15 protein-coding genes and 1 pseudogene are annotated in these 24,087 nt (G+C 64.4%); 9 read left to right on the forward strand and 7 right to left on the reverse strand.

Annotated features, from left to right (window positions below):
- Positions 1-174: 174 nt before the first annotated feature.
- On the reverse strand, positions 175-5,160 hold the full coding sequence (locus tag ACVOLO_RS08980; protein ID WP_481569907.1) for an NAD-glutamate dehydrogenase: 4,986 nt from the start codon (positions 5,158-5,160) through the stop codon (positions 175-177).
- 434 nt (positions 5,161-5,594) lie between these two features.
- On the opposite strand from ACVOLO_RS08980, the gene ACVOLO_RS08985 reads away from it, so the two are divergent.
- From ACVOLO_RS08985 to ACVOLO_RS08995, 3 genes and pseudogenes are all read left to right on the forward strand, one after another.
- Entirely contained in the window at positions 5,595-6,170 is a 576-nt protein-coding gene (locus tag ACVOLO_RS08985; protein ID WP_481569973.1) for a TetR/AcrR family transcriptional regulator C-terminal domain-containing protein, read from the forward strand.
- Positions 6,170-7,333, forward strand: a pseudogene (locus tag ACVOLO_RS08990) (efflux RND transporter periplasmic adaptor subunit); the annotation flags it as partial. The gene ACVOLO_RS08985 and the pseudogene ACVOLO_RS08990, both read left to right, overlap by 1 nt.
- Positions 7,334-7,360: 27 nt before the next feature.
- Positions 7,361-10,525 carry a multidrug efflux RND transporter permease subunit gene (locus tag ACVOLO_RS08995; RefSeq protein ID WP_481569908.1) on the forward strand — a complete coding sequence of 1,055 codons (3,165 nt, stop codon included), beginning with the start codon at positions 7,361-7,363 and terminating at the stop codon, positions 10,523-10,525.
- A 503-nt stretch (positions 10,526-11,028) separates the two neighbouring features.
- Here the strand turns inward: ACVOLO_RS08995 and ACVOLO_RS09000 are convergent.
- Positions 11,029-12,201 carry an acyl-CoA dehydrogenase family protein gene (locus ACVOLO_RS09000; RefSeq protein WP_481569909.1) on the reverse strand — a complete coding sequence of 391 codons (1,173 nt, stop codon included), beginning with the start codon at positions 12,199-12,201 and terminating at the stop codon, positions 11,029-11,031.
- Positions 12,202-12,303: 102 nt separating this feature from the next.
- On the opposite strand from ACVOLO_RS09000, the gene ACVOLO_RS09005 reads away from it, so the two are divergent.
- The 6 genes from ACVOLO_RS09005 to ACVOLO_RS09030 are packed head-to-tail and all read left to right on the forward strand — an operon-like array spanning position 12,304 to position 19,734.
- The gene (locus tag ACVOLO_RS09005; protein WP_481569910.1) at positions 12,304-13,233 is read left to right on the forward strand and encodes an ArsR/SmtB family transcription factor; all 930 of its coding nucleotides are present in this window, start codon (positions 12,304-12,306) and stop codon (positions 13,231-13,233) included.
- A 22-nt stretch (positions 13,234-13,255) separates the two neighbouring features.
- Positions 13,256-14,335, forward strand: a complete 1,080-nt coding sequence (locus ACVOLO_RS09010; protein WP_481569911.1) for a homocysteine S-methyltransferase family protein — start codon at positions 13,256-13,258, stop codon at positions 14,333-14,335.
- Positions 14,336-14,345: 10 nt separating this feature from the next.
- A complete protein-coding gene (locus tag ACVOLO_RS09015) occupies positions 14,346-14,948 on the forward strand; it encodes a short chain dehydrogenase (protein ID WP_481569912.1) in 603 nt (200 codons plus the stop codon).
- A complete protein-coding gene (gene metH, locus ACVOLO_RS09020; RefSeq protein WP_481569913.1) occupies positions 14,948-17,818 on the forward strand; it encodes a methionine synthase in 2,871 nt (956 codons plus the stop codon). Before ACVOLO_RS09015 ends, metH begins: the two co-directional genes overlap by 1 nt.
- Before the next feature lie 46 nt (positions 17,819-17,864).
- On the forward strand, positions 17,865-18,548 hold the full coding sequence (locus ACVOLO_RS09025; RefSeq protein ID WP_481569914.1) for a hypothetical protein: 684 nt from the start codon (positions 17,865-17,867) through the stop codon (positions 18,546-18,548).
- A 4-nt stretch (positions 18,549-18,552) separates the two neighbouring features.
- A complete protein-coding gene (locus tag ACVOLO_RS09030; RefSeq protein ID WP_481569915.1) occupies positions 18,553-19,734 on the forward strand; it encodes an MFS transporter in 1,182 nt (393 codons plus the stop codon).
- A gap of 63 nt (positions 19,735-19,797) precedes the next feature.
- On the opposite strand, the gene ACVOLO_RS09035 is transcribed toward ACVOLO_RS09030, so the two are convergent.
- The 5 genes from ACVOLO_RS09035 to ACVOLO_RS09055 all read right to left on the reverse strand — a co-directional run bounded on the left by ACVOLO_RS09035 (position 19,798) and on the right by ACVOLO_RS09055 (position 23,681).
- Complete coding sequence (locus ACVOLO_RS09035; RefSeq protein WP_481569916.1) at positions 19,798-20,451, reverse strand: DUF2058 domain-containing protein; 654 nt, start codon at positions 20,449-20,451, stop codon at positions 19,798-19,800.
- Between the two features lie 19 nt (positions 20,452-20,470).
- On the reverse strand, positions 20,471-20,713 hold the full coding sequence (locus ACVOLO_RS09040) for a SlyX family protein (protein ID WP_481569917.1): 243 nt from the start codon (positions 20,711-20,713) through the stop codon (positions 20,471-20,473).
- On the reverse strand, positions 20,706-22,055 hold the full coding sequence (locus tag ACVOLO_RS09045) for a UDP-glucose dehydrogenase family protein (protein WP_481569918.1): 1,350 nt from the start codon (positions 22,053-22,055) through the stop codon (positions 20,706-20,708). Before ACVOLO_RS09045 ends, ACVOLO_RS09040 begins: the two co-directional genes overlap by 8 nt.
- Before the next feature lie 21 nt (positions 22,056-22,076).
- Positions 22,077-23,057, reverse strand: coding sequence for an FKBP-type peptidyl-prolyl cis-trans isomerase N-terminal domain-containing protein (locus ACVOLO_RS09050; protein WP_481569919.1), 981 nt, complete (start codon positions 23,055-23,057; stop codon positions 22,077-22,079).
- 84 nt (positions 23,058-23,141) lie between these two features.
- Positions 23,142-23,681 (reverse strand): glutathione peroxidase, encoded by a 540-nt coding sequence (locus tag ACVOLO_RS09055; protein WP_481569974.1) that lies wholly within the window; start codon positions 23,679-23,681, stop codon positions 23,142-23,144.
- Between the last annotated feature and the right edge of the window lie 406 nt (positions 23,682-24,087).

The following is a 24,087-nucleotide window of genomic DNA, read 5'->3' on the forward strand; positions in this document are numbered from 1 at the left end:
GGGGAGAGGGGCTCGATATCTCGCAAGTTGAAAGATTGCTTGGAACTGCAGCTTAAAGCCCCTCTCCCCTGGCGGGAGAGGGGTTGGGGAGAGGGGGAGAAAGCCCCCCGCCTCACAAAAAAAAACCGGGCCTGCAATGCAGGCCCGGCTTCCTGAAACTACTTACGTGGACGCTTAAACGCCGTGCGCGGCCAGCTGACCCAGGCGCTGCACTGCCACTGACACGGTCGGGTAGTCCAGCGTCTTCTGCTCGGCCAGTTCGGCCAGCATCGCCAGCGTGAAGCGCAGGCCGCTGTCATCACGCTTCAACCAGGCAGCCACCTTGGCCTCGGCCGTGGTGCCGCGCATCGACAGCACCTGCCCTGCCAGATTGCGCTGGTGCGCCGCCAGTTCGTCGCGCAGCACGCCACGGGCAACCGCGTGCCAGCGGCCGTTGACCTCCAGTGCGTCGATCTGCTCGAACAGCCACGGCATCTGCAGGGCTTCGCCCAGGCGGAAGTGGACCTTGGACACGTCCACCGGCTTGAGCTTGCGGGTACGGGCCAGCTCGATGATGTCGAACGCCGGCTCCAGGAACTGCAGCTCGGACAGCTGCTGTGCCAATGCCGCCGGCAGGCCCTTTTCCTTCCACGCCTTGACGCTGGCCTCGTAGGCCGGGCGCTGCGAATCCGGCAGCACGCCCGAGGCGACACGGATGTCGTTGAACGGCCCCTGGTAACGCTCGACCGCGGCGGTGATGCCCGGCATCGCGCCCGGGCGGTTCAACAGCCAACGTACGAACGAACGCTGCAACTTCCAGATCACTTCCAGCGCGTCCACCTGCACGGCTTCCGGCAGGGTGCCGTCCAGCGCGTCGATCTGCGTCCACAGCGCGCGTGCGTCCAGCGTTTCACGGCTGATGGTATAGGCCTTGGCGACCTCGGCCACAGTGCGGCCGGTGTCTTCCTGCATGCGCATCAGGAAGGTTGCGCCCATGCGGTTGATGGTCTGGTTGGTCACGGCCGTGGCGATGATTTCGCGCTTCAGGCGGTGGCGATCCATCGCGTCGGCGTACTTCTTCTGCAGCGGCTGCGGGAAGTAACGCAGCAACTCCTTGGACAGGTACGGGTCTTCCGGGATGTCCGATTCCAGCAGTTGTTGGAAGGCCACGATCTTGGAGTACGACAGCAGCACCGCCAGCTCCGGACGGGTCAGGCCCTGGCCGCGCAGCTTGCGTGCCGACAGCTCGGCGTCGGACGGCAGGAACTCGATCTGGCGATCCAGCAGGCCCTGCTTTTCCAAGGTACGGATGAAGTGCTGCTTGGAACCCAGGCGAGCGCTGCTCATGCGCTCCATCAGGCTCAGTGCCTGGTTCTGGCGGTAGTTGTCCATCAGCACCAGACCACCCACCTCGTCGGTCATCGAGGCCAGCAGCTTGTTGCGCTGGTCCACGGTGAGCTTCTTGGCGCGCACTACGTCGTTGAGCAGGATCTTGATGTTGACTTCGTGGTCGGAGGTATCCACACCGGCCGAATTGTCGATGAAGTCGGTGTTGAGCAGCACACCGACCTGCGCCGCTTCGATGCGGCCCAGCTGGGTCATGCCCAGGTTGCCGCCCTCGCCCACGATCTTGCAACGCAGTTCGCCACCGTTGACACGCAGGCCGTTGTTGGCGCGGTCGCCGACATCGGCATTGGTCTCGGCAGCCGACTTGACGTAGGTGCCGATGCCGCCGTTCCACAGCAGGTCCACCGGCGCCTTCAGCGCGGCATTGATCAGGTCGGTCGGGGTCATCGCCTTGATGCTGGCGTCGATGCCCAGGGCTTCGCGCACCTGCGGGGTGATCTCGATGGACTTGAGCGAACGCGCATAGATGCCGCCGCCCTTGCTGATCAGTTTGGCGTCGTAGTCGGCCCAGCTTGAGCGCGGCACCTTGAACATGCGCGCGCGTTCCTTGAACGAGGTGGCAGCCACCGGCGTCGGGTCAAGGAAGATGTGGCGGTGGTCGAACGCGCAGACCAGGCGGATGTGCTCGGACAGCAGCATGCCGTTGCCGAACACGTCGCCGGACATGTCGCCAATGCCGACCACGGTGAAGTCCTGCTTCTGGCTGTCACGGCCCAGCGCGCGGAAGTGGCGCTTGACCGACTCCCACGCACCACGCGCGGTGATGCCCATGCCCTTGTGGTCGTAACCCACCGAGCCACCGGAAGCGAAGGCGTCGTCCAGCCAGAAACCGTGCGCACGGGCGATGCCGTTGGCGGTATCGGAGAACGTCGCGGTGCCCTTGTCGGCGGCCACGACCAGGTACGGATCGTCCATGTCATGACGCACCACGCCCTGCGGCGGCACGATCTTGTCGTTGACGATGTTGTCGGTGATGTCGAGCAGGCCGTTGATGAAGCGCTTGTAGCAGGCCACGCCTTCGGCAAACCACGCATCGCGATCCACCGACGGGTCCGGCAGCTGCTTGGCGACGAAACCGCCCTTGGAGCCGACCGGCACGATTACGGTGTTCTTCACCATCTGCGCCTTGACCAGGCCCAGCACCTCCGTGCGGAAGTCTTCGCGACGATCCGACCAACGCAGGCCGCCACGGGCGACCGGGCCGAAGCGCAGGTGGGTGCCTTCCACACGCGGGCCACACACGAAGATTTCGCGGTACGGACGCGGCTTGGGCAGGTCCGGCACCTTGGCGGCGTCGAACTTGAAGCTGATGTAGTCGGCCGGGCCGCCGTCGGCACGCACGCCGTCCTTGCGGACCATGTAATAGCTGGTACGCAGGGTGGCTTCGATCACGCCGATGAAGCTGCGCAGGATGCGGTCTTCGTCCAGGCTGGAAACCCCGTCCAGCAGCTTGAGCAGGGCCTCATGGACCACGGCCATGCGCGCGTCACGGGCACTCTTGCGCGCCTTGACCACGCCGTCGAGCAGCTTGAGGGTGGCGGCATCATCGCCGGCCAGCTGCTTGAACTGGGCCAGCTGTGCGTCCAGCACCGCCTTGTCGGCAGCCGGCTTCGGGTCGAAGCGGGCTTCAAACAGCTCCACGATCAAGCGGGCCAACAGCGGGTAACGGTTGACGGTGCCTTCCACATAGGCCTGCGAGAACGGCACTCCGATCTGCAGCAGGTACTTGCAGTAGCCACGCAGCATCGACACCTGGCGCCAGTCCAGGCCGGCACCGAGCACCAGGCGGTTGAAGCCGTCGTTCTCGGCATCACCGTGCCAGATGTGGGCAAAGGCTTCGCTGAAACCGGCATTGGCGCTGGCCGGGTCGATCGCGCCGATGGCCGACTCGACTTCAAAGTCCTGCACGTACACCGGCGCATCGTCCACCATCAGGCGGTAGGGGCGCTCGGCGACCACGCGCAGGCCCATGTTCTCCATCATCGGCAGCACGTCGGACAACGGAATGTCGTCCAGCTGACGGTACAGCTTCAGGCGCAGGCCTTCGGTGCCTTCGCGATTGATCGACTGCAGGCTCAGACGCAGATCGTCCGGGCCGGTCAGCGCGTCCAACTGGGCGACGTCGGCCGCGGCAATCTCGGCGCTGGAATCTTCAATGTAGCCGGCCGGCAGTGCCTTGCCGATGCGCGAGGCAATGCGCAGGCCTTCGGTTTCACCGTGGCTGGCAACCAGTGCTTCGCGCAGGTCGTCCTGCCAGTTTCGCAATACGTGAGCCAAGCGTTTCTCCAATCCTTCAGTATCAAGTTCCAGACTCTGCCCCGCCTTCGGGCGCACGATCAGGTGCACCTGGGCCAAAGGCGAATCCCCCAGCACCACGCTGGAATCCACATACTCGCCCAACAGCGCGTCCTTGAGCATGCTTTCAATGCGCAGACGCACGTCGGTGTTGAAACGTTCGCGCGGCAGGAACACCAGCGCGGAAATGAAACGGCTGAACTTGTCGCGGCGCAGGAACAGGCGGCTGCGCACGCGCTCCTGCAGACCCAGCACGCCCATGGCGGTGCGGAACAGTTCGTCCTCACTGGACTGGAACAGTTCCTCGCGCGGCAGCGATTCCAGAATGTGGCGCAATGCCTTGCCACTGTGGCTGGACAGGCTCAGGCCCGAACGCTGCATCACGTTTTCGTAGCGCTGGCGCACCAGTGGGATTTCCCACGGGCGACGGTTGTAGGCGCTGGAGGTAAACAGGCCCAGGAAGCGCTGCTCGCCGATGATCTTGCCCTTGGCGTCGAATTCCAGCACGCCGATGTAGTCCATGTAGCCGCTGCGATGGATGCGCGAGCGGGCATTGGTCTTGGTCAGGATCAGCGCATCGGTCAGGCCATTGGCAGCGTTCAGGCCTTCGGCCGCAAGGCCCTTGACCGGGCGTGCGACCATGGTGTCCTTGCCGCGCATCAGGCCCAGGCCGGTGCCGTTCTGGGCGACCAGCACTTCTTCCTTGCCCTTCTTCTCCACCTTGTATTCGCGGTAGCCGAAGAAGGTGAAATGGTTGTCGGCGGCCCAGCGCAGGAATTCCTGTGCCTCCGCGCGCGAGGCCTTGCTCACCGGCAGGGTGCGCTTGCCCAGGTCTTCGGCCAGCGCCGATGCCTTGTTGGCCATCGGCTGCCAGTCCTTGACGATGGCGCGCACGTCATCCAGTGCTTCGCTCACGCGCTTGGCCACCACGTCCAGCCCGGCGGCCGGCTGGCGGTCGATCTCCAGCAGCATCACCGATTCCAGCGTGCCCTCGCCCACCGCCGACAACTTGCCAGCCTTGTCACGCGTGATGCTGATGACCGGGTGGCCCAGCACATGCACACCAATGCCCTGCTCGGCCAGGGCCAGCGTCACCGTGTCCACCAGGAACGGCATGTCGTCATTGACGATCTGCAGCACGGTGTGGCCGGACTCCCAGCCATCGGTCTTCAGGCTCGGGTTGAACACCCGCACGTTCGCCTTGCCCGGCTTGCGGACGCGGGCGAACTCCAACATGCCAGCTGCCAGCACAGCCCACTCATCGGCCGAATGCTGGGTGAACTCATCGGCCTCCATGCGCTTGTAGAACGCCGTGGCGAATGCAACCGCCAGCGACTGCGCCGCCGCGGCGGAATAACGCCTCCGCAGAGCTGCAAAAACCGGATCAAGCGAGAGGCCGGCCTCCACGATGTTCTGCTTCCTTACAGCCGGTTTGGGTTTGGTTTTTGCAGACTTGGGAGCGTTGTTTTGCGATTTCATGACAGAGCTTGGGTGCTGCTCGTTGGAGAAACGGCGATTGTATCCCTCGCAACAAAAAGTGCCTTGCTGCAGGGCCGCAATATCGCCACTGCAGGCCGACAGAAAAACCACGCTATTGCGCTGAAAGCAGCACAGAGCATCCACCCAGGATGTCTGCCACCTGAATCTCGAACGCTCTCCCTCCATCAGCCCCGGTTTCGCAACCTGTGCCATCGGCGGCTTGCCAGCACCTGCATATGTGTATTGCTTCGTTTCCGGACAGCCCCGGGGCTGAATCCATTGGCATCACTGAAATACAAATTACGTTGCAGTGATTCTGAACTGGACGGTATAGTCCACCCCCTGTGCAAACCCTCCCCTCCAACTCCGCCCCCCGGGACGCGCGTGACGAACGCGTGTTCGAAGCAGTGCGCGAATTGCTGGCAACGCAGGGCATGCGCCTGAGCATGGATGCGGTGGCGGTACTGGCCGGCTGCTCCAAGCAGACCCTCTACAGCCGCTACGGCTGCAAGCGGGAACTGCTTCGCCAGGCCATGCGCCTGCACGTGAGCAACGCAACCTCCGGGCTGTCCACCTGCGACAGCAAGCCGCTGCGGCAGGCGCTGGTGGATTTCGCCATCGGCTACCTGGAACACCGCAACAAACCCAAGGTGCGGCAAGCCGCGCAGTTGCTGGGCGCCAGTGCCCACGAATTCCGCGACGAGGCACGCTTCATGTATCGCGGCAGCGCCGAAGCGCTCCGCGACCACGTAGCTGAATGGATGCAGACTGAGATTGCCCGCGGGCGCGTCACCCATGACGACCCGCATTTCATGGCCGAACTGCTGCTGAGCATGATCGCCGGGCAGGATTTTGAACGACAGCGCTTTCACGCTCCCCACCGCGATGATGCACAACAGCGTCAGCGGTGGGCCGAATTCGCCATTGATGCCTTCCTGCGCGCTTTTGCCAACGCGCCGGAAAACGCCATGGCCCCAGAAGATGAAAACAACCCCCGGAGTTTCTCCTGATGACCGCCCCGCTCCGTCTCCTTGCACTTACCTGCGCAGCGACACTCACCTTGGTTGCCTGCAAAAAACCGCAGGAACAGGCCGCTCCGCCTCCGCCAGAAGTAGGCGTGGTCGATGCCAAGCCACAGACACTGCCCCTGCAGCGCGAACTGGTCGGCCGCCTGTCGCCGTACCGCTCCGCTGACGTCCGGGCCCGCGTGGCCGGTGTGCTGCAGAAGCGCGTGTATGAGGAAGGCAGCAACGTCAAGGAAGGCCAGGTGTTGTTCCTGATCGACCCGGCACAGTTGCAGGCCGCCCTCAACCAGGCCGAAGGTGCCCTGGCCTCGGCCCGCGCCACCTATGCCAACGCCCGCGCCACGGCCACCCGCGCCCGCTCGCTGGCACCGCAGAAATATGTGTCGCAGTCGGACCTGGACAACGCCGTGGCTGCCGAACGCAGTGGCGCTGCCGCCGTCCAGCAGGCCGAGGCTGCCGTCGCCAATGCCCGCATCAACCTGGGCTATGCCCGTGTGACCGCGCCCATCGCCGGCCTGGCCGGCAAGCAGCAGGTGACCGAAGGCGCGCTGGTTGGCCAGGGCGATGTAACCCTGCTGACCACCATCGACCAGATCAACCCGCTGTATGTGAACTTCTCGATGACCGCCGACGAGCTGAGCGGGCTGCGTGCGGCACAGGACAAGGGCGCGCTGGCACTGGCCGGTGACGGCAAGACCACCGTGCAGGTCAACCTGCCCGACGGCACCCCGTATGCCCACGCCGGCACGCTGGACTTCTCCGCCCCCACTGTTGACCCGGCCACCGGCGCAGTCTCGCTGCGCGCACAGCTGCCCAACCCGGACCACCTGCTGCTGCCTGGCAGCTTCGTCAGCTTCAAGGCCAACCTGGGCGAGCGCCACAATGCTTTCCTGGTGCCGCAGCAGGCGGTGCAGCGTGATACCCAGGGCGGCTACGTGCTGGTCGTCGGTACCGACGGCAATGTCGTGCGCAAGAACGTCGTGCTCGACAGCCAGCAGGGCAGCGACTGGCTGATCTCCTCCGGCCTGGCTGGGGGTGACAAGGTCATCGTGTCCGGCATCCAGAAGGTCAAGGCCGGCGCGCCGGCCACACCCAAGCCGTGGCAGCCGCAGGCCGCTGCCCAGCCCGGTGCTGCCGCACCGGCGCCGGAAAAGAAGGAATAACGGAACTCCGTCATGCCTAAATTCTTTATTGATCACCCGGTATTCGCCTGGGTGGTGGCCATCCTGATCTCGCTTGGCGGCGTGATCTCGATCCTCAACCTGGGCGTGGAGTCCTACCCCAGCGTGGCGCCGCCACAGGTCACCGTCACCGCCAACTATCCGGGCGCAAGCGCCTCCACGGCTGAAAAGTCGGTCACCCAGGTGATCGAGCAGCAGCTGACCGGCATCGACAACCTGATGTATTTCAGTTCGTCGTCCTCGTCCAGCGGCCGTGTCACCATCACCTTGACCTTCGACAGCGGCACCGATGCGGATATCGCCCAGGTGCAGGTGCAGAACAAGGTCTCGCTGGCCACACCGCGCCTGCCCTCGGAGGTAACGCAGCAGGGCGTGGTGGTGGCCAAGGCCAATGCCGGCTTCCTGATGGCCATCGGCGTGCGCTCCGATGACGGCAGCGTTGACCGTGATGCCCTGAACGACATCGTCGGCGCGCGCGTGCTGGAACAGGTTTCCCGCGTCCCCGGCGTCGGCAGCACCCAGCAGTTCGGTTCCGAATACGCCATGCGCATCTGGCTGAACCCGGAAAAGCTGCAGGGCTACCACCTCTCCGCCCGTGATGTGTACACCGCCATCGGCACCCAGAACCTGCAGTTCGCTGCCGGCTCGGTGGGTGGCGACCCGACCCCGGACGGCCAGGCCTTCACCGCCACCGTCGCCGCCGAAGGCCGCTTCAGTTCGCCGGAGGATTTCGAGAACGTCATCCTGCGCGCCAACGCCGATGGCAGCGTGGTCAAGCTGAAGGATGTCGCCCGCGTCGCCTTCGGCGCCACCAACTACGGTTTCGACACCAAGTACAACGGCAAGCCGGTGGCGGTGTTCGCCATCCAGCTGCTGCCCGGCGCCAACGCCCTGGACGTGTCCAAGGCCGTGCGCTCGAAGATGGACGAACTGGCCCCCAGCTTCCCGCAGGGCGTGAGCTGGTTCACCCCGTATGACAGCACCACGTTCGTCACCATTTCGATCGAGGAAGTGATCCACACCCTGATCGAGGCGATCATCCTGGTGTTCCTGGTGATGCTGATCTTCCTGCAGAACTTCCGCGCGACGATCATCCCCACCCTGGTCATCCCGGTGGCCCTGCTCGGCACCTTCATGGGCATGCTGGCGATCGGCTTCACCATCAACCAGCTGACCCTGTTTGCGATGGTGCTGGCCATCGGCATCGTGGTCGATGACGCCATCGTCGTCATCGAAAACGTCGAACGCATCATGAGCGAGGAGCACCTCGACCCGAAGCCGGCCACGCAGAAGGCCATGGGTCAGATCACCGGCGCGGTGGTGGCCATCACCGTGGTGCTGGCGGCGGTGTTCATTCCCAGCGCCATGCAGCCCGGCGCTTCGGGTGAGATCTACAAGCAGTTCGCGCTGACCATCGCCATGTCGATGGGCTTCTCGGCGCTGCTGGCGCTGACCTTCACCCCGGCATTGTGTGCGGCCTTCCTCAAGCCAACCCACAACGACAAGCCGAACTGGGTCTACCGCACCTTCAACAAGTACTACGGCAAGCTGGAAAAGAGCTATGTCGGCACCGTGGGCGGCGTCATCAAGCACAGCCCGCGCTGGCTGATGGTGTTCGCCCTGCTGGTGGTGCTGTGCGGCTTCCTGTTCACCCGCCTGCCGGGCAGCTTCCTGCCGGAAGAAGACCAGGGCTACGCGCTGGCCATCGTGCAGTTGCCGCCGGGCGCCACCAAGAGCCGCACCAGCGCCGTGTTCGACCAGTTGCTGGGCACCCTGCAGAAGGAAGAAGCCTTTGAAGGCCTGATGCAGATCACCGGCTTCAGCTTCATCGGTTCGGGCGAAAACGTGGGCATGGCCTTCGTCCGCCTGAAGGACTGGGACGAGCGCAAGGAAACGGCGCCTGAGTTCATCCAGAAAATGAACAAGAAGGCCTATGGCATCAAGGACGCCCAGATCTTCTTCGTCAACCTGCCCACCGTGCAGGGCCTGGGCCAGTTCGGCGGCTTCGACATGTGGCTGCAGGACCGTGCCGGTGCCGGCCAGGATGCCCTGATGGATGCCCGCAACACCCTGCTGGGTGCTGCCTCGCAGGATGCCTCGCTGACGGCGGTGCGCCCCAACACGCTGGAAAACTCACCGCAGTTGCAGCTGCATGTGGACCGCGTGCAGGCCCAGACCATGGGCGTGTCGGTCAATGATGTCTATTCGTCGATCCAGATGATGCTGGCGCCGGTGTACATCAACGACTTCTTCTACGCCGGCCGCATCAAGCGGGTGAACATGCAGGCCGATGCGGCCTACCGCACCGGCCCGGAATCGCTGCGCAGCTATTACGTGCCCAGCGCGCTGAGCAAGGACGCCGATGGCCAGGCCTCGATGATCCCGCTCAGCACCGTGGTCAAGTCCGAGTGGATCTACGCGCCGCCGGCACTGAGCCGCTACAACGGCTATTCGGCGGTCAACATCGTCGGTTCACCGGCACCGGGCGGCAGTTCGGGCCAGGCCATGTCCACCATGGAACGGCTGGTGCATGACGACCTGCCGGCCGGCTTCGGCTTCGACTGGAGCGGCATGTCCTACCAGGAAATCCTCGCCGGCAACGCGGCAACGCTGCTGATGGTGTTGTCGATCGTGGTGGTGTTCCTGTGCCTGGCAGCGCTGTACGAAAGCTGGTCGATCCCGGTCTCGGTGCTGCTGGTGGTGCCGATCGGCATCCTCGGCGCGGTGGTGTTCTCGCTGATGCGCGGCCTGCCGAACGATCTGTACTTCAAGATCGGCATGGTGACGGTGATTGGCCTGGCGGCCAAGAACGCGATCCTGATCGTGGAGTTCGCGGTCGAGCAGCGTGCGATGGGCAAGACCCTGCGCGAGGCCACGATCGAAGCGGCGCATCTGCGTTTCCGCCCGATCCTGATGACCTCCTTCGCCTTCATCCTCGGCGTGCTGCCGATGGCGATTTCCACGGGTGCCGGCGCCAATGCCCGTCACTCGCTGGGTACAGGCGTGATCGGCGGCATGTTGTTCGCCACCGTGATCGGCGTGCTGCTGATCCCGCTGTTCTTCGTCTGCGTGCGCCGCGTACTGGGCGACAAGCTGGACGAGCCGTCGAAGGAATACCTGGCACAGCACCAGGTACGCACGGCACAGCAGGATCGCTGATCAAGCATCGGCGGGCAGCAGTGCCCGCCGTTGCTGCAAAGGAAAAGCCCCGGCAATGCCGGGGCTTTTTTGCTTCTGCCCAAAGCCCCTCTCCCTTCACGGGAGAGGGGTTGGGAGAGGGTGCTTTCCGCGCAGCAGATCCGCTCAACCTCCGCACCTACCCTCACCCCAACCCCTCTCCCATTCCTGATTAGCGTCGAATCTCAGCCAAACTGCCGGGGTGAAGGCATGCGGCTTACGAGCCACCGGCTCGTGCATGACTGAACGCCTCGCACGCTGTGCGAGGCCGGGGCGCGGAGCGAGGTGCCCCTAAGGGGTGGATGAGGGCGCTATCGGTGTTTTGGGGATTGAAGTCCACCTCTGGGCGCCACCCGCAGCGCATTCATCCCATCCGACTTCGTTGCCCTCTCCCCAACCCCTCTCCCGCACGGGGAGAGGGGCTATCAAAAAAACAAAAACCCCGGCACTGCCGGGGCTCTTGCATCCATCACCAAGCACGGAACTCAGCGCAGCCCGGTCTCATTGCGCGCAATCACCATGCGCTGGATCTCCGAGGTGCCTTCGTAGATCTCGGTGATCTTGGCATCACGGAAGTAACGCTCCAGCGGCATCTCCTTCGAATAGCCCATGCCACCGTGAATCTGCACCGCCTGGTGTGCGATCCACATCGCCGCTTCCGAAGCGGTCAACTTGGCAACGGCGGCTTCGGTCGAGAACTTCCTGCCCTGTGACTTCAACCACGCCGCGCGCAAGGTCAGCAGCATCGCTGCGTCCAACTTGCACTTCATGTCGGCGACCTTGGCCTGGATCATCTGGAACGTGCCGATCGGTGCACCGAACGACTTGCGCTCCTGCACATAGGCCACCGACGCTTCATACGCAGCGCGGGCAATCCCCACCGCCTGCGAAGCAATGCCGATGCGGCCTGAGTCCAGCAGGCTCATCGCAATCTTGAAGCCCTCGCCTTCCTTGCCGATCACATCCTCGGCACTGGCCACGTAATCCTGGAATTCAATCTCACAGGTGGCCGAAGCACGCACGCCCAGCTTGGGCTCGGTCTTGCCGCGGCCATAGCCCGGCTTGTTGGCGTCGATCATGAACGCGGTGATGCCACGCGCGCCCTTGTCGGGGTCGGTCATGGCAAACAGCACCACATAGCGCGCGACCGGGCCGGAGGTGATCCAGCTCTTCTGGCCATTGATCACATACGAACCATCGTCGCGCTTCACCGCACGGCAGCGCATCGCCGTCGCGTCGGAGCCTGATTGGGATTCGGTCAACGCGAAGGCGCCAATCTCGTGGCCTTCGGCGATCGCCCGCACGTAGGCCTGCTTCTGCGCCTCGGTGCCGTAGCTCAACAGCGCATTGCAGAACAGCGAATTGTTGACCGACATGATGGTCGCGTGCGCGGCATCGGCCGCGGAGACCTCGATGATGGCCAGCACGCTGGAAACCGGGTCCATGCCCGAGCCACCGTATTCAACCGGCACCTCGATGCCCATCAAGCCGTTTTCACCCAGCAGGCGGATGTTCTCCAGCGGGTACTCACCCGTGGCGTCGAAATGCTCGGCGCTGGTTGCGATCTTCTCTTTGGCGATACGACGGGCGACATCCTGCAGCATCAGCTGCTCGTCTGAAAAACTGAAATCCACTGCACCCCTCCCAGGGTTTATCAAGTTGCGATTGTAACCATCGCAGCCCGATTCAGCCTATGTCCCGCCTTGACCATGCATGGCGGCAGGAGGAAAATATCTCTCTATCGAGATAGGTAGATATTTATGGATCTGGAAGACTGGTCAACCCGTCTGAAAGTGTTCGCCGACGCCACGCGGGTCCGCCTGCTGACGCTGCTGGAACAGGAAGAACTCACCGTGGCCGAGCTGTCGGCCATCACCACGCTGGCCCAGCCGCGCGTGTCCACCCATCTTGCCCGGCTGAAAGAAGCCGGGCTGGTGCGCGACCGCCGCGCAGGCGTCTCGGCCTATTACCGCTTTGACGAGGCTGCGCTGGACCCGGCACAGCGCGCATTGTGGCATGCACTGAGCACCGGCAGCGACGATCCGCTGCTGCGCCAGGACGCCGAGCGCGTCCCCGCCGTGCTGGCCATGCGCGCGGCCGACCAGAACTGGGCTGACAGCGTGGCCGGCGACATGGAGCGCCATTACTCCCCCGGCCGCACCTGGGAAGCCCTGGCGCGCAGTGCCCTGCCCCTGCTGGAAACCGGCGACGTGCTGGACATCGCGTCCGGCGATGGCGTGCTTGCCGAGCTGCTGGCGCCGCACGCGCAGCGTTACATCTGCATCGACACCAGCGCCCGCGTGGTGGCCGCCGCCAGCGAACGCCTGCGCAAGCTGCCCAATGTGGAAGTGCGCGAAGGCGACATGCACAAGCTGCCCTTCGATGACGGCAGCTTCGACCTGGTGGTGCTGATGCACGCACTCACTTATGCCAGCCACCCGGCCAAGGCCGTGGCCGAGTGCGCCCGCGTGGTGCGCCCCGGCGGCCGGTTGATGCTGTGCAGCCTGGCCCGGCATGAGCACAAGGCCGCGGTCGAAGCCTACGGCCACGTCAACCTGGGTTTCACCGGCAAGGAACTGCGCAAGTTCGTGGAAAAAGCCGGGCTGGAGGTGTCCAGCCTGGAAACCGTGACCCGCGAAAAGCGCCCCCCCCATTTTGAAGTGATCTCGCTGATCGCTCACCGCCCCTGATCCACGAGGACCGGCCCGCCTTATGCAAGCCCTGCCCTGGCTCCACCCCGAACGCGTCGCCAAGCTGTTGCACGCGCTTGACCACCGCATCCTGATCATCGACGGCGCCATGGGCACGATGATCCAGCGTCATCGCCTGGAAGAAGGCGATTACCGCGGTGAGCGTTTCGCCGGGGGCTTCGACAGCCAGCATGTCCACGGCCCGACCTGTGAACATGACCTCAAGGGCAACAACGATCTGCTGCTGCTGACCCGCCCGGAAGTGATTGCCGGCATCCACACCGCCTACCTGGAAGCCGGCGCGGACCTGCTGGAAACCAACACCTTCAACGCCACCTCGGTAAGCCAGGCCGATTACCACCTCGAACACCTGGTCTACGAACTCAACAAGGCCGGTGCGCAGGTGGCGCGGCAGTGTTGTGATGCGGTCGAAGCCACGACGCCGGACAAGCCGCGCTTCGTGATCGGCGTACTCGGCCCGACCAGCCGTACAGCCTCGATCAGCCCCGACGTGAATGACCCCGGCTTCCGCAACACCAGCTTCGACGCGCTGCGCGGTACTTACCGCGAGGCCATCGAAGGCCTGATCGATGGCGGCGCCGACACGCTGATGGTGGAAACCATCTTCGACACGCTCAATGCCAAGGCGGCATTGTTCGCCATCGAAGAGGTGTTTGACGCGCGTGGCGGACGCCTGCCGGTGATGATCTCCGGCACCATCACCGATGCGTCCGGCCGCACCCTGTCCGGGCAGACCGCCGAGGCCTTCCATGCATCGGTTTCGCATACCCAGCCGTTGTCGATTGGCTTCAACTGCGCGCTTGGCGCCACCGACATGCGCCCACACGTGGAAACCCTGTCGCAGGTGTCCACCGGCTATGTCAGCGCTCACCCGAATGCCGGCCTGCCCAATGCCTTCGGCGAGTACGACGAAACGCCCGAGGAAATGGCCACCACGTTGAAGGAATTCGCACAGTCCGGCCTGCTCAACCTGGTCGGTGGCTGCTGCGGCACGTCGCCGGACCACATTCGCGCCATCGCCGAAGCGGTTGCCGGGCTGCCGCCGCGTGCCCTGCCGCTACCCGCCGCCAACGCTGCCTGAGGAACGCACCATGAAAAAGATTCTGCTGGTGGGCGCCGGTGGCACCCTGGGCTCGGCCGTCGCCACGCATCTGCGACAACAGCATGAAGTGATCACCGCTTCGCGCTCGGATCCTGCGCACCCGGTCGACCTGGGCAGCGATGACAGTGTGAGCACGCTGCTGCAGGCCGTGGGCCCGGTGGACGCGATTGTCGCCGCCACCGGCGCCGTGCATTTTGGCCCACTTGTCGAAATGACGCCCGCACAATTCAGCGCCGGGCTGCAGGACAAACTGCTCGGCCAGATACGGCTGGCGTTGCTGGGCCAGCACCACCTCAATGAAGGCGGTTCCATCACCCTGACCACCGGCATCCTCACCGAGCAGCCCATCGCGCAGGGCGCCAATGCCACGGCGGTCAATGCCGCCATCGAAGGCTTTGTCCGCGCTGCTGCGCTGGAACTTCCGCGCGGCCTGCGCATCAACGCAGTCAGCCCCAGCGTATTGCGGGAAGCGTGGGACAGCTACGCTGATTTCTTTCCCGGCTTTGAAGCGGTAACCGCCGCACGCGCCGCGCTGGCCTACCAGCGCAGCATCGACGGCATCGCCAATGGTCAGGTGTTCAAGGTCTGGTGATGAGCAACGAATCCACTACTGAAATCCGCTACACCCGCCTGTCCGGCCTGGAACCGCTGGTCATCACGCCGGACCTGTTGTTCATCAACGTCGGCGAGCGCACCAACGTCACCGGCAGCGCGCAGTTCCGCAAGCTCATCAAGGAAGAACGCTACGAGGAAGCCGTGGACGTGGCCCGCCAGCAGGTCGCCAACGGCGCACAGATCCTCGACGTCAACATGGACGAGGGCCTGATCGACTCCGAGAAAGCGATGACCCGCTTCCTCAACCTGATCATGTCCGAGCCGGACATCGCGCGCATTCCGGTGATGGTCGATTCGTCCAAGTGGACGGTGATCGAAGCGGGTTTGAAATGCCTGCAGGGCAAGAGCGTGGTCAACTCGATCTCGCTCAAGGAAGGCGAAGCAGCCTTCATCGAACACGCCCGGCTGGTGCGCCGCTACGGTGCCGCCGCCGTGGTGATGGCCTTTGACGAGGTTGGCCAGGCCGACACCTGCGAGCGCAAGGTCGAAATTTGTACCCGTGCCTACCGCATCCTCACCGAGCAGGTGGGTTTCCCGCCGGAAGACATCATCTTCGACCCCAACATCTTTGCCGTGGCCACCGGCATCGAGGAACACGACAACTACGCGGTGGACTTCATCGAAGCCACGCGCATCATCAAGCGCACCCTGCCGCACTGCCATGTGTCCGGCGGCGTGTCGAACGTGTCGTTCTCGTTCCGTGGCAACGAAACCGTGCGCCAGGCCATCCACTCGGTGTTCCTGTACCACGCCATCGCCGCCGGCATGGACATGGGCATCGTCAACGCCGGCGCCATGCCCATCTATGACCAGCTCGACCCGGAGCTGCGCGAGGCGGTGGAGGATGTGATCCTCAACCGCCGCCGCGACAGTACCGAGCGCCTGCTGGAACTGGCCGAGCGCTACAAGGGCAAGAAGGGCGAGAAGAAGGTCGAAGACCTGGCCTGGCGCCAGCGCCCGGTGCGCGAGCGCCTGGCCCACGCGCTGGTGCAGGGGCTCGACAGCTGGGTGGAAGAAGACACCGAAGAAGCACGCCAGCAGGCCGCCCGGCCGCTGGATGTGATCGAAGGCGCCCTGATGGACGGCATGAACGTGGTCGGCGACCTGTTCGGCGCCGGCAAGATGTTCCTGCCACAGGTGGTCAAGTCCGCGCGTGTGATGAAGAAGGCCGTGGCCTATCTGCTGCCCTTCATCGAGGAAGAAAAATCGCGCACCGGCGATGTCGGCAAGTCCAACGGCAAGATCATCATGGCCACGGTCAAGGGTGACGTGCACGACATCGGCAAGAACATCGTCGGTGTGGTGCTTGCCTGCAACAATTTCGAGGTCGTGGATCTGGGCGTGATGGTGCCGGCGCAGAAGATTCTGGATGCCGCCCGCGCCGAGAATGCCGACATCATCGGCCTGTCCGGCTTGATCACACCGTCCCTGGAGGAAATGAGCCACGTCGCCAGGGAAATGCAGCGGCAAGGTTTCGAGATGCCGCTGATGATTGGTGGCGCCACCACCTCGCGCGCGCATACCGCGTTGAAGATCGACCCGTTCTACAACGCACCGACGGTCTGGGTGAAGGATGCTTCGCGCGCCGTGGGCGTGGCGCAGTCACTGATTTCACGCGATCTGCGGGCAGCCTTTGTCGCCGCCAACGATGCCGACTACGCCGACATCCGCCACCGCCACCGGAACCGCGGCGATGCCAAGCGACTGGTATCGCTGGAACACGCACGCGGCCAGCGTTTCACCTGTGACTGGAGCCAGTACACCCCGCCAACGCCGGCCTCGCCGGGTGTGCATGTGTTCGACGACTATCCGCTGGAAGACCTGCTGCCGGTCATCGACTGGACGCCGTTCTTCCAGGCCTGGGAGCTGGCCGGCAAGTTCCCTGCGATCCTGACGGATGAAATTGTCGGCCCCCAGGCCAGCGACCTGTTCAAGGACGCGCAGGCGATGCTCAAGCGCATCGTGGACGAGAAGTGGCTGACCGCACGTGCGGTGTTTGGGATCTGGCCGGCGAATAGCCGAGGAGACGACGTCGTGCTTTCCCTTCTCCCGCTTGCGGGGGACGACCCGGCAGGAGCCGGGGCGCACGGCGAAGCCGCCCAAAGGGTGCGGCACATGGATGTGCCGAATGCAGGTGCCCGAAGGGCGGATGAGGGCGAGCTTTCAGCTTCGTCGCTTGTGCCCCGTGCCCTCACCCCAACCCCTCTCCCAGAGGGAGAGGGGCTTACTCCACAAACTCTGCACTTCCTGCGCCAGCAGGTCGACAAGCCTGCCGAGCGTCCGGACTTCTGCCTGGCCGATTTCATCGCGCCGGAAGACAGCGGCAGGCAGGATTGGATAGGGGCTTTCGCGGTGACCGCCGGTATCGGCATCGAGCCGCATGTCGCGCGTTTCGAGGCTGATCATGATGACTACAACGCCATCCTGCTCAAGGCCCTGGCCGACCGCCTGGCCGAAGCCATGGCCGAGCGCCTGCACCAGCGCGTACGCACCGAGTTCTGGGGCTACGCCAGGGACGAACAGCTCGACAACGAGGCGTTGATCGCCGAGAAATACAGCGGCATCCGCCCGGCGCCCGGCTACCCGGCCTGCCCGGAACACAGCGAAAAACAGACCCTGTTCGCGATGCTCGGTGCCGACGGCATTGGCATGTCGCTGACCGAGAGTTTCGCGATGCTGCCTACCGCAGCCGTGTCCGGCTATTACTTCAGCCACCCGCAGAGCCAGTATTTCGTGGTCGGCCGTGTCTCGCGCGAGCAGGTCACCGACTATGCAAAGCGCAAGGGCGTGGACCGGGCGCAGGTGGAACGTTGGCTGGCCTCCAATCTGGACTACGATCCGGAGTAAGACCGGCCCGATCCACCTCCCCACTTCCCTCGTACTGCGACCTGACATGGAAAGCCGCAACGCCGAACTGATCCGCAAGCATGCCAAACCGGGCTGCATCGGCCTGTGCGGCACCTCGGACTGGATCGGCAAGGCCATCCGCAAGGCACAGGCGCCGCTGACCGACGACGGTCATCGCAGCCTGTGGTCGCATGCGTTCCTGTTCAGCGAACAACGCCTGGATGGCCACTGGTGGGTGCTGGAATCGGACCTGGACCTGCGCAACCGTCAGCTGCGGCTCGGTGCGCAGGAAAACCGCGCCGACCGCTATTTCGACGACGAAGCCTTCCCCAACCTGGCCATCCTCGACTTCGGCCTGGATGCCGAGCAGACCCGCAAGGTGCAGGTTGCCGCACTGGAGCTGCTGGCCGGGCTGTCCAGCTACTCACTGAGCGAGCTGGTCGGCACCTTGTTCGCGATGCACAGCACCCGCCTGCGCCGGCGCGGCAACCTGTTGTCCAAGGAAGGCGCGTTGTATTGCTCGGCAATGGTGCAGCACTGCTACAGCGCCGCCGGCATCGACCTGATGCCCGGCGTACACGGCAAGAACGTCGCCCCGCACGATCTGTACGATTCAGCGCTGCCGCATCGCAACCATTCCATCATCCGCGATCTGGGCATCTCCAGCCTGCGTCGGCTCAAGCACAGCACGGTCGAGCTGCTGACCACGCCGGTCGACGATCTCTTCTGATTCCATGAACACGCCAAACCCGCAACCGGCTGTCGTGCCCAGCGCACGGCTGTCCAGCTTTTATTTCTTCTACTACGCCGCGCTGGGCGCATTCACGCCGTACTGGAGCCTGTACCTGCAGTCGCGCGGCATGACCGTCACCGCCATCAGCGTGATGATGAGCCTGTGGTATGCCACGCGTGTGGTCGCGCCCAGCACCTGGACCTCGCTGGCGGCAGTGTCGCCCAAGCCCATCCGCTGGCTGCGCATCGGCTGCGTGCTCACCCTCGTCAGCTTCTGCGGCTTCCTGGTGCCGGCACCGCAGTGGGTGCTGTATGCGGTGATGATCACGTTCTGCTTCTTCTACAACGCGGTGATGCCCCAGTTCGAGTCGATCACACTCACCCACCTGGGCAGCGACAGCCACCGCTACGGCATGATCCGGGTCTGGGGCTCGTTCGGCTTCATCATCGTGGTCACTTTGTTCGGCTGGCTGATCGAGCACCACGGCGCCGGCCTGTTGCCGTGGCTGATGCTGCCGTTGTTCGTGCTGATGATCGGCTCGTCCCTTGCCAACCGCTATGCGCGCAACATCGGCAGCCACAGCCATCACGAAGGCGGCTTCTGGGCCATCGTCCGGCAGAAGCATGTCATCGCCTTCTTCATCGCCGCCTTCCTGGAGCAGTTGTCCTTCGGCCCGTATTACACGTTCTTTTCGCTGTACATGGACCAGCGCGGCTACAGCACCTCGCTGCTCGGCCTGATGTGGACGGTCGGGGTGATCTTCGAGGTGGCGGTGTTCTTCTTCATTGCCCGCTTCTTCCGCCGCTGGGATGCAAGCTGGCTGCTGATCATCTCCATGGCCAGCGCCGCGCTGCGCTGGTGGGCAACGGCAATGTGGCCGGAGAACCTGCCGGTGATGCTGGTCGCGCAGACCACCCATTGCCTTGGCTTTGCGGCGTTCTTTGCCTCGGCCATGCAACTGCTGGCGCGCTACTTCCCGGGCAACCTCAATGGCCACGGGCAGGGGCTGTTCTACGGCTTCTCGTCGGGGCTGGGCGGCGTGCTCGGCGCACTGATCGCCGGCCAGCTGTGGCAGTTCGGCGATGGCAAGGTGGCTTTCATCGTCGGCGGCTTCTTCGCCCTGGCCGGCTCGCTGATTGCCTGGTACTGGCTGCCACCGTCGCGACGGGCGGCCCGCCAATAAAAAAGCGACAGGCTTTCCGGCCCGTCGCTTTTTTCAGCCAGCCCGCTCAGTGGCGTTTCAGGCTTACCAGACCAGGTCGTCCGGCACCTGGTACTGCGGATCGGCATAGGGATCGTCGGCGACCGGCGCATTCGGATCCACCTTCAAGGCCACGCTCGGTGCGAACACCGCTTCGGCTTCGGCCAACAGCGCCGCGCTCACCAGGATGTAGCGGCCGTTCTGCTGCAGCACGCCCAGCTCACCGGCATTGAGCCCCTTGAGCTGCTCTGCGTTGACGTAGATGCGCTTGATCTTGCCGCCATACTCGAAGTGGCGCGCGATGTCGGCACCGGGGTCGTTCAAACCCTTGTCCTTGATCAACTCGTCCACCTTGGCACGCGCTTCACGACGCAGGCGTGCTTCTTCCTGCTTCAGGCGTTCCGCTTCCAGGCGTTCGTCCTTCTCGCGCTGGGCGCGGATGGCATAGGCCTTGGCCAGGTCGATATCTTCCTGCGAGCGCGGCTTGCGCGGGCCCTGGTTGTGCTGCGGCTTGCCCTGTTGCGGGCGAGCGCCGTGCGGCTTGCCGTGCCCTGGTTTGCCACCCGGGCCCTGCTTGGTGGCAGCGGGGGTGTGCTTGCCCTGCGGGCGGTTGTCACGTCGGGCGTCAGGCTTGCGCTCGGGCTTGGGCAATGTCTTGAAACCCAGCCCAAGGAGCTGGTCGCGGAGAGTGTCACTCATGGCGTGCAGTGCTTCTGTATCAGTAGTGCGGGGGTGGCGGTTCGGTGGTCGGGTCAGCGGCGTACAACGCCGAACGCACCTTGCCCAGGTCATCCAGCAGGTGCCGCAGCACGTTGCTGTTGCGCGTTCCTTCCATGCGCGCGTCGGCCAGCGCCTCGCTCAGTTCGGCCAAGGCCTGTTCCTGGAAGGAAACGCGCATTTCCAACTCGACCAGGCGCGCTTCCAGCGCCTGTTCGCGTTCGCTCGGGAGTAAATCATGCATGCAGGGAACGTCCCCGGCCAATGCCGTAATAAGCCAGACCTGCCGCTTCAATTTCCTGCGGCTCGTAGATATTGCGGCCGTCAAAGACGACCGCGTCGCCCAGCGCCTTGCGCATGCGCTCGAAGTCCGGGCTGCGGAATTGCTTCCATTCGGTGACCACGGCCAACGCATCGGCGCCGTCCAGCGCTTCGTAGGCCGAGTCGCAGAACACCAGGTCCTGCCGCTCGCCAAAAATGCGGCGTGCTTCAGCCATGGCTTCCGGGTCGTACACGCGCACGATGGCGCCGCCTTCCCAGAGTTGTTCAAGCAGACGCCGGCTTGGTGCGGCGCGCATGTCGTCGGTGTTGGGCTTGAACGCCAGCCCCCACACGGCAAAGGTCTTGCCACGCACGCCCTCGTCTTCACCGCGGTCGTAGTGCCGCTGGATCAAGGCAAACAAATGGCCCTTCTGCACGTTGTTGACGGCTTCCACCGCCTCCAGCAACTGCGGCTGGTGGCCATGCTGCAGCGAGGTGCGGGCCAGCGCCTGCACATCCTTGGGGAAGCACGAGCCGCCATAACCGGCGCCGGGATAGATGAAATGCCAGCCAATGCGTGGGTCCGAGCCAATGCCCTGGCGCACCTGTTCGATGTCAGCCCCCACGCGCTCGGCGATGTTGGCCATCTCGTTCATGAAGCTGATCTTGGTGGCAAGCATCGCGTTGGCGGCGTACTTGGTCAGCTCGGCCGAGCGCACGTCCATTTCCACCACGCGGTCGCGGTTGCGGTTGAACGGGGCATACAGGCGGCGCAGCACCGTCACCGCTTCGGCGTTGGACGCACCAATGACGATGCGATCCGGGCGCATGCAGTCAGCCACGGCATCGCCTTCCTTGAGGAATTCGGGGTTGGAGACCACGTCAAACGCGACCTCCACGCCGCGCGCGGCCAGCGTTTCGGCAATGGCGGCGCGGACCGGGCCCGCCGTGCCCACGGGCACGGTCGACTTGTTGACCACCACCGTCGGCTGCGTCATGTGCTGGCCAATGCTGCGGGCGACCGCCAGCACGTACTGCAGGTCGGCACTGCCGTCTTCATCCGGCGGCGTACCGACGGCAATGAAGATCACCTGGCTGTGCGCAATTCCGGCAGCCGCATCGGTGGTGAAGGCCAGACGCCCTGCGGCGTGGTTGGCCTTCACCATCGGTTCCAGCCCGGGCTCGTAGATCGGAATGACCCCGCGCCCAAGGCCATCGACCTTGGCCTGGTCGATATCAATGCAGATCACATCGTGACCGACTTCGGCCAGGCAGGTCCCGGTGACGAGACCCACATAGCCGGTACCGAAAATCGCTACACGCATGACTGCGGTTGCTCCGTTGCGTTACGGCAGGACGCTCAACAGCTCGACATCAAAGGTGAGCGTGGCGTTCGGGCCGATCGGACCACCCGGGGTGCCGGATTCGCCATACGCCAGCTCGCCCGGAATCCAGAAGCGGTACTTGGCGCCGACCGGCATCAGGCCCACGCCTTCGGTCCAGCCCTTGATCACCTGGTTCAGGCCGAAATCAACCGGCTGGCCGCGCTCGTAGCTGCTGTCGAACACGGTGCCGTCCAGCAGCTTGCCTTCGTAGTTCACGCGCACGCGGCTGGTCTCGGTCGGGCGCTCGCCCGAGCCGGCACGCAGCACCTGGTACTGCAGGCCCGACGCGGTGGTCACCACGCCCGGCTGGGTCTTGTTCTTGGCCAGGAAGGCATTGCCCTGCTCGCGGTTGGCCTGGGCAGCCTGGCCCTGCTGGGCCTGCATCTCGGCCTGCTTGGTGGCGCTGAACGCCTGCAGCACAGCCTGTGCTTCCTCGCGGTTCATCACCGGCGTGCCCTTGGCGAACACGGTGGAGATGGCCTGGAACACCGAGTTCAGGTCGATGTCCTTCTGGATCGGCGCCAGCGACGGGCCCACGGCATAGCTGCCCAGCATCAGGCCGACCTTCTTGCGGTCAACCGCAGGCGGCTGGCTGCCCGGTGCCATGCCCGGCACCTGCTGGCCCGAACGGGCCATCATCACAGTGCGCAGCGCCTGGTCGGTCTGCTGTGCTTCTTCCTGCGACATCAGCGGCTGGCCGCCGGCAAATGCGTTTTCAACGGCGCGGCGCAGTTCGGCCACATCCACTTCCGAAGCGATGGGCTCAAACGAACTGGCGACATCGACGCCGATGGCGTAACCAATCTTTTCACGATCCGAGGTCAAAACAGACTTCTCCTTGCTGGCTGCCGGCGTGGCAGGTTGTTGCGAAAACACGACCCCGGGGGCCGCCATCGCCAGAATCAGAAGCGACGCTGCTGCGCCGCGCGTTCCCATCTTCATTCGCTGCATTCCTGGAAGTGAACAAACGCCGCCGTCGGCGTGAGGGGCGCCATTGTCGCACGCGTACCGCATATGTCGAGGCGATCAGCGCCGCGGAGCAGGTGCCGCCAGCTCACGTTCAATGGCCGCGCGCAGTGCCGGGTCATCCGGACGCACCCGGCTGGGGAACTGCGCCACCACCCGGCCGTCGCGGGAGACCAGGTATTTGTGGAAGTTCCAGGCTGGCGCAACGCCGGTGGCACTGGTCAGGTCGCGGTACAGCGGCGTGGTGTCCGGGCCGATCACATGCACCTTCTGGAACATCGGGAACTTCACGCCATAAGTCAGCGTGCAGAACTCCTGGATCTGCGCCTCACTGCCCGGCTCCTGGCCCTTGAAGTCATTGGAGGGGAAGCCCAGCACCGCGAAACCACGGCCGGACAGTTCCTGGTTCAGCGCTTCCAGGCCTTCGTACTGCGGCGTGAACCCGCATTTGGAAGCGGTATTGACGATCAGCAGCACCTTGCCGCCGTAGGCCTGGTTCAGGTTGACCTCACCTGCGCCGGCCAGCGGCCGGAACTCACGGTCCAGCAACGGCCCGGCGAGCACGCCTGCCGCCGCCCCCATGCCTGCCACAAACATCATTCCAATCAGCAACTTGCGTACGTTCATCTTTTTTCTCCAGATCGGCCCGGCGGGTAAATACGACATAGGCCATCAGTTGGGTAACTTGGGAGTTGCGTGCCGGCGTGTCGGTGTTATAGTTGCATACAACACCAGCCACCCTGCACAGGGAGCCGCGATGAGCACACAGCATGGCAAACACGCTTTCCAGGCAATGGTCGCCTCCGGCGCCCTGCTTCTGCTCGGTTGCGCGGGCTCACCGCAGCTCGGTGCTGCCGGCGAGCGGAATTATGCCGCCGAGGTGGCTGGTACCGAGCAGGATGCTACCGCCCAACCCCATGCGAAACGACCGGCACGACGGATGCGGACAAGTCTGTCCATGCCGTACTTCTCGTTTGCACAGTCGCTGAACCCGCGGAGCTGACCC

It is taken from the genome of Stenotrophomonas sp. STEN056, assembly GCF_056759635.1.

What these genes read in the sequence shown, in the direction of transcription:
- ACVOLO_RS08980 (WP_481569907.1), bottom strand. Translation starts at nt 5,160, where the DNA reads ATGAAATCGCAAAACAACGCTCCCAAGTCTGCAAAAACCAAACCCAAA.
- ACVOLO_RS08985 (WP_481569973.1), top strand. Translation starts at nt 5,595, where the DNA reads ATGCGCCTGAGCATGGATGCGGTGGCGGTACTGGCCGGCTGCTCCAAG.
- ACVOLO_RS08995 (WP_481569908.1), top strand. Translation starts at nt 7,361, where the DNA reads ATGCCTAAATTCTTTATTGATCACCCGGTATTCGCCTGGGTGGTGGCC.
- ACVOLO_RS09005 (WP_481569910.1), top strand. Translation starts at nt 12,304, where the DNA reads ATGGATCTGGAAGACTGGTCAACCCGTCTGAAAGTGTTCGCCGACGCC.
- ACVOLO_RS09010 (WP_481569911.1), top strand. Translation starts at nt 13,256, where the DNA reads ATGCAAGCCCTGCCCTGGCTCCACCCCGAACGCGTCGCCAAGCTGTTG.
- ACVOLO_RS09015 (WP_481569912.1), top strand. Translation starts at nt 14,346, where the DNA reads ATGAAAAAGATTCTGCTGGTGGGCGCCGGTGGCACCCTGGGCTCGGCC.
- metH (WP_481569913.1), top strand. Translation starts at nt 14,948, where the DNA reads ATGAGCAACGAATCCACTACTGAAATCCGCTACACCCGCCTGTCCGGC.
- ACVOLO_RS09025 (WP_481569914.1), top strand. Translation starts at nt 17,865, where the DNA reads ATGGAAAGCCGCAACGCCGAACTGATCCGCAAGCATGCCAAACCGGGC.
- ACVOLO_RS09030 (WP_481569915.1), top strand. Translation starts at nt 18,553, where the DNA reads ATGAACACGCCAAACCCGCAACCGGCTGTCGTGCCCAGCGCACGGCTG.
- ACVOLO_RS09035 (WP_481569916.1), bottom strand. Translation starts at nt 20,451, where the DNA reads ATGAGTGACACTCTCCGCGACCAGCTCCTTGGGCTGGGTTTCAAGACA.
- ACVOLO_RS09040 (WP_481569917.1), bottom strand. Translation starts at nt 20,713, where the DNA reads ATGCATGATTTACTCCCGAGCGAACGCGAACAGGCGCTGGAAGCGCGC.
- ACVOLO_RS09045 (WP_481569918.1), bottom strand. Translation starts at nt 22,055, where the DNA reads ATGCGTGTAGCGATTTTCGGTACCGGCTATGTGGGTCTCGTCACCGGG.
- ACVOLO_RS09050 (WP_481569919.1), bottom strand. Translation starts at nt 23,057, where the DNA reads ATGAAGATGGGAACGCGCGGCGCAGCAGCGTCGCTTCTGATTCTGGCG.
- ACVOLO_RS09055 (WP_481569974.1), bottom strand. Translation starts at nt 23,681, where the DNA reads ATGATGTTTGTGGCAGGCATGGGGGCGGCGGCAGGCGTGCTCGCCGGG.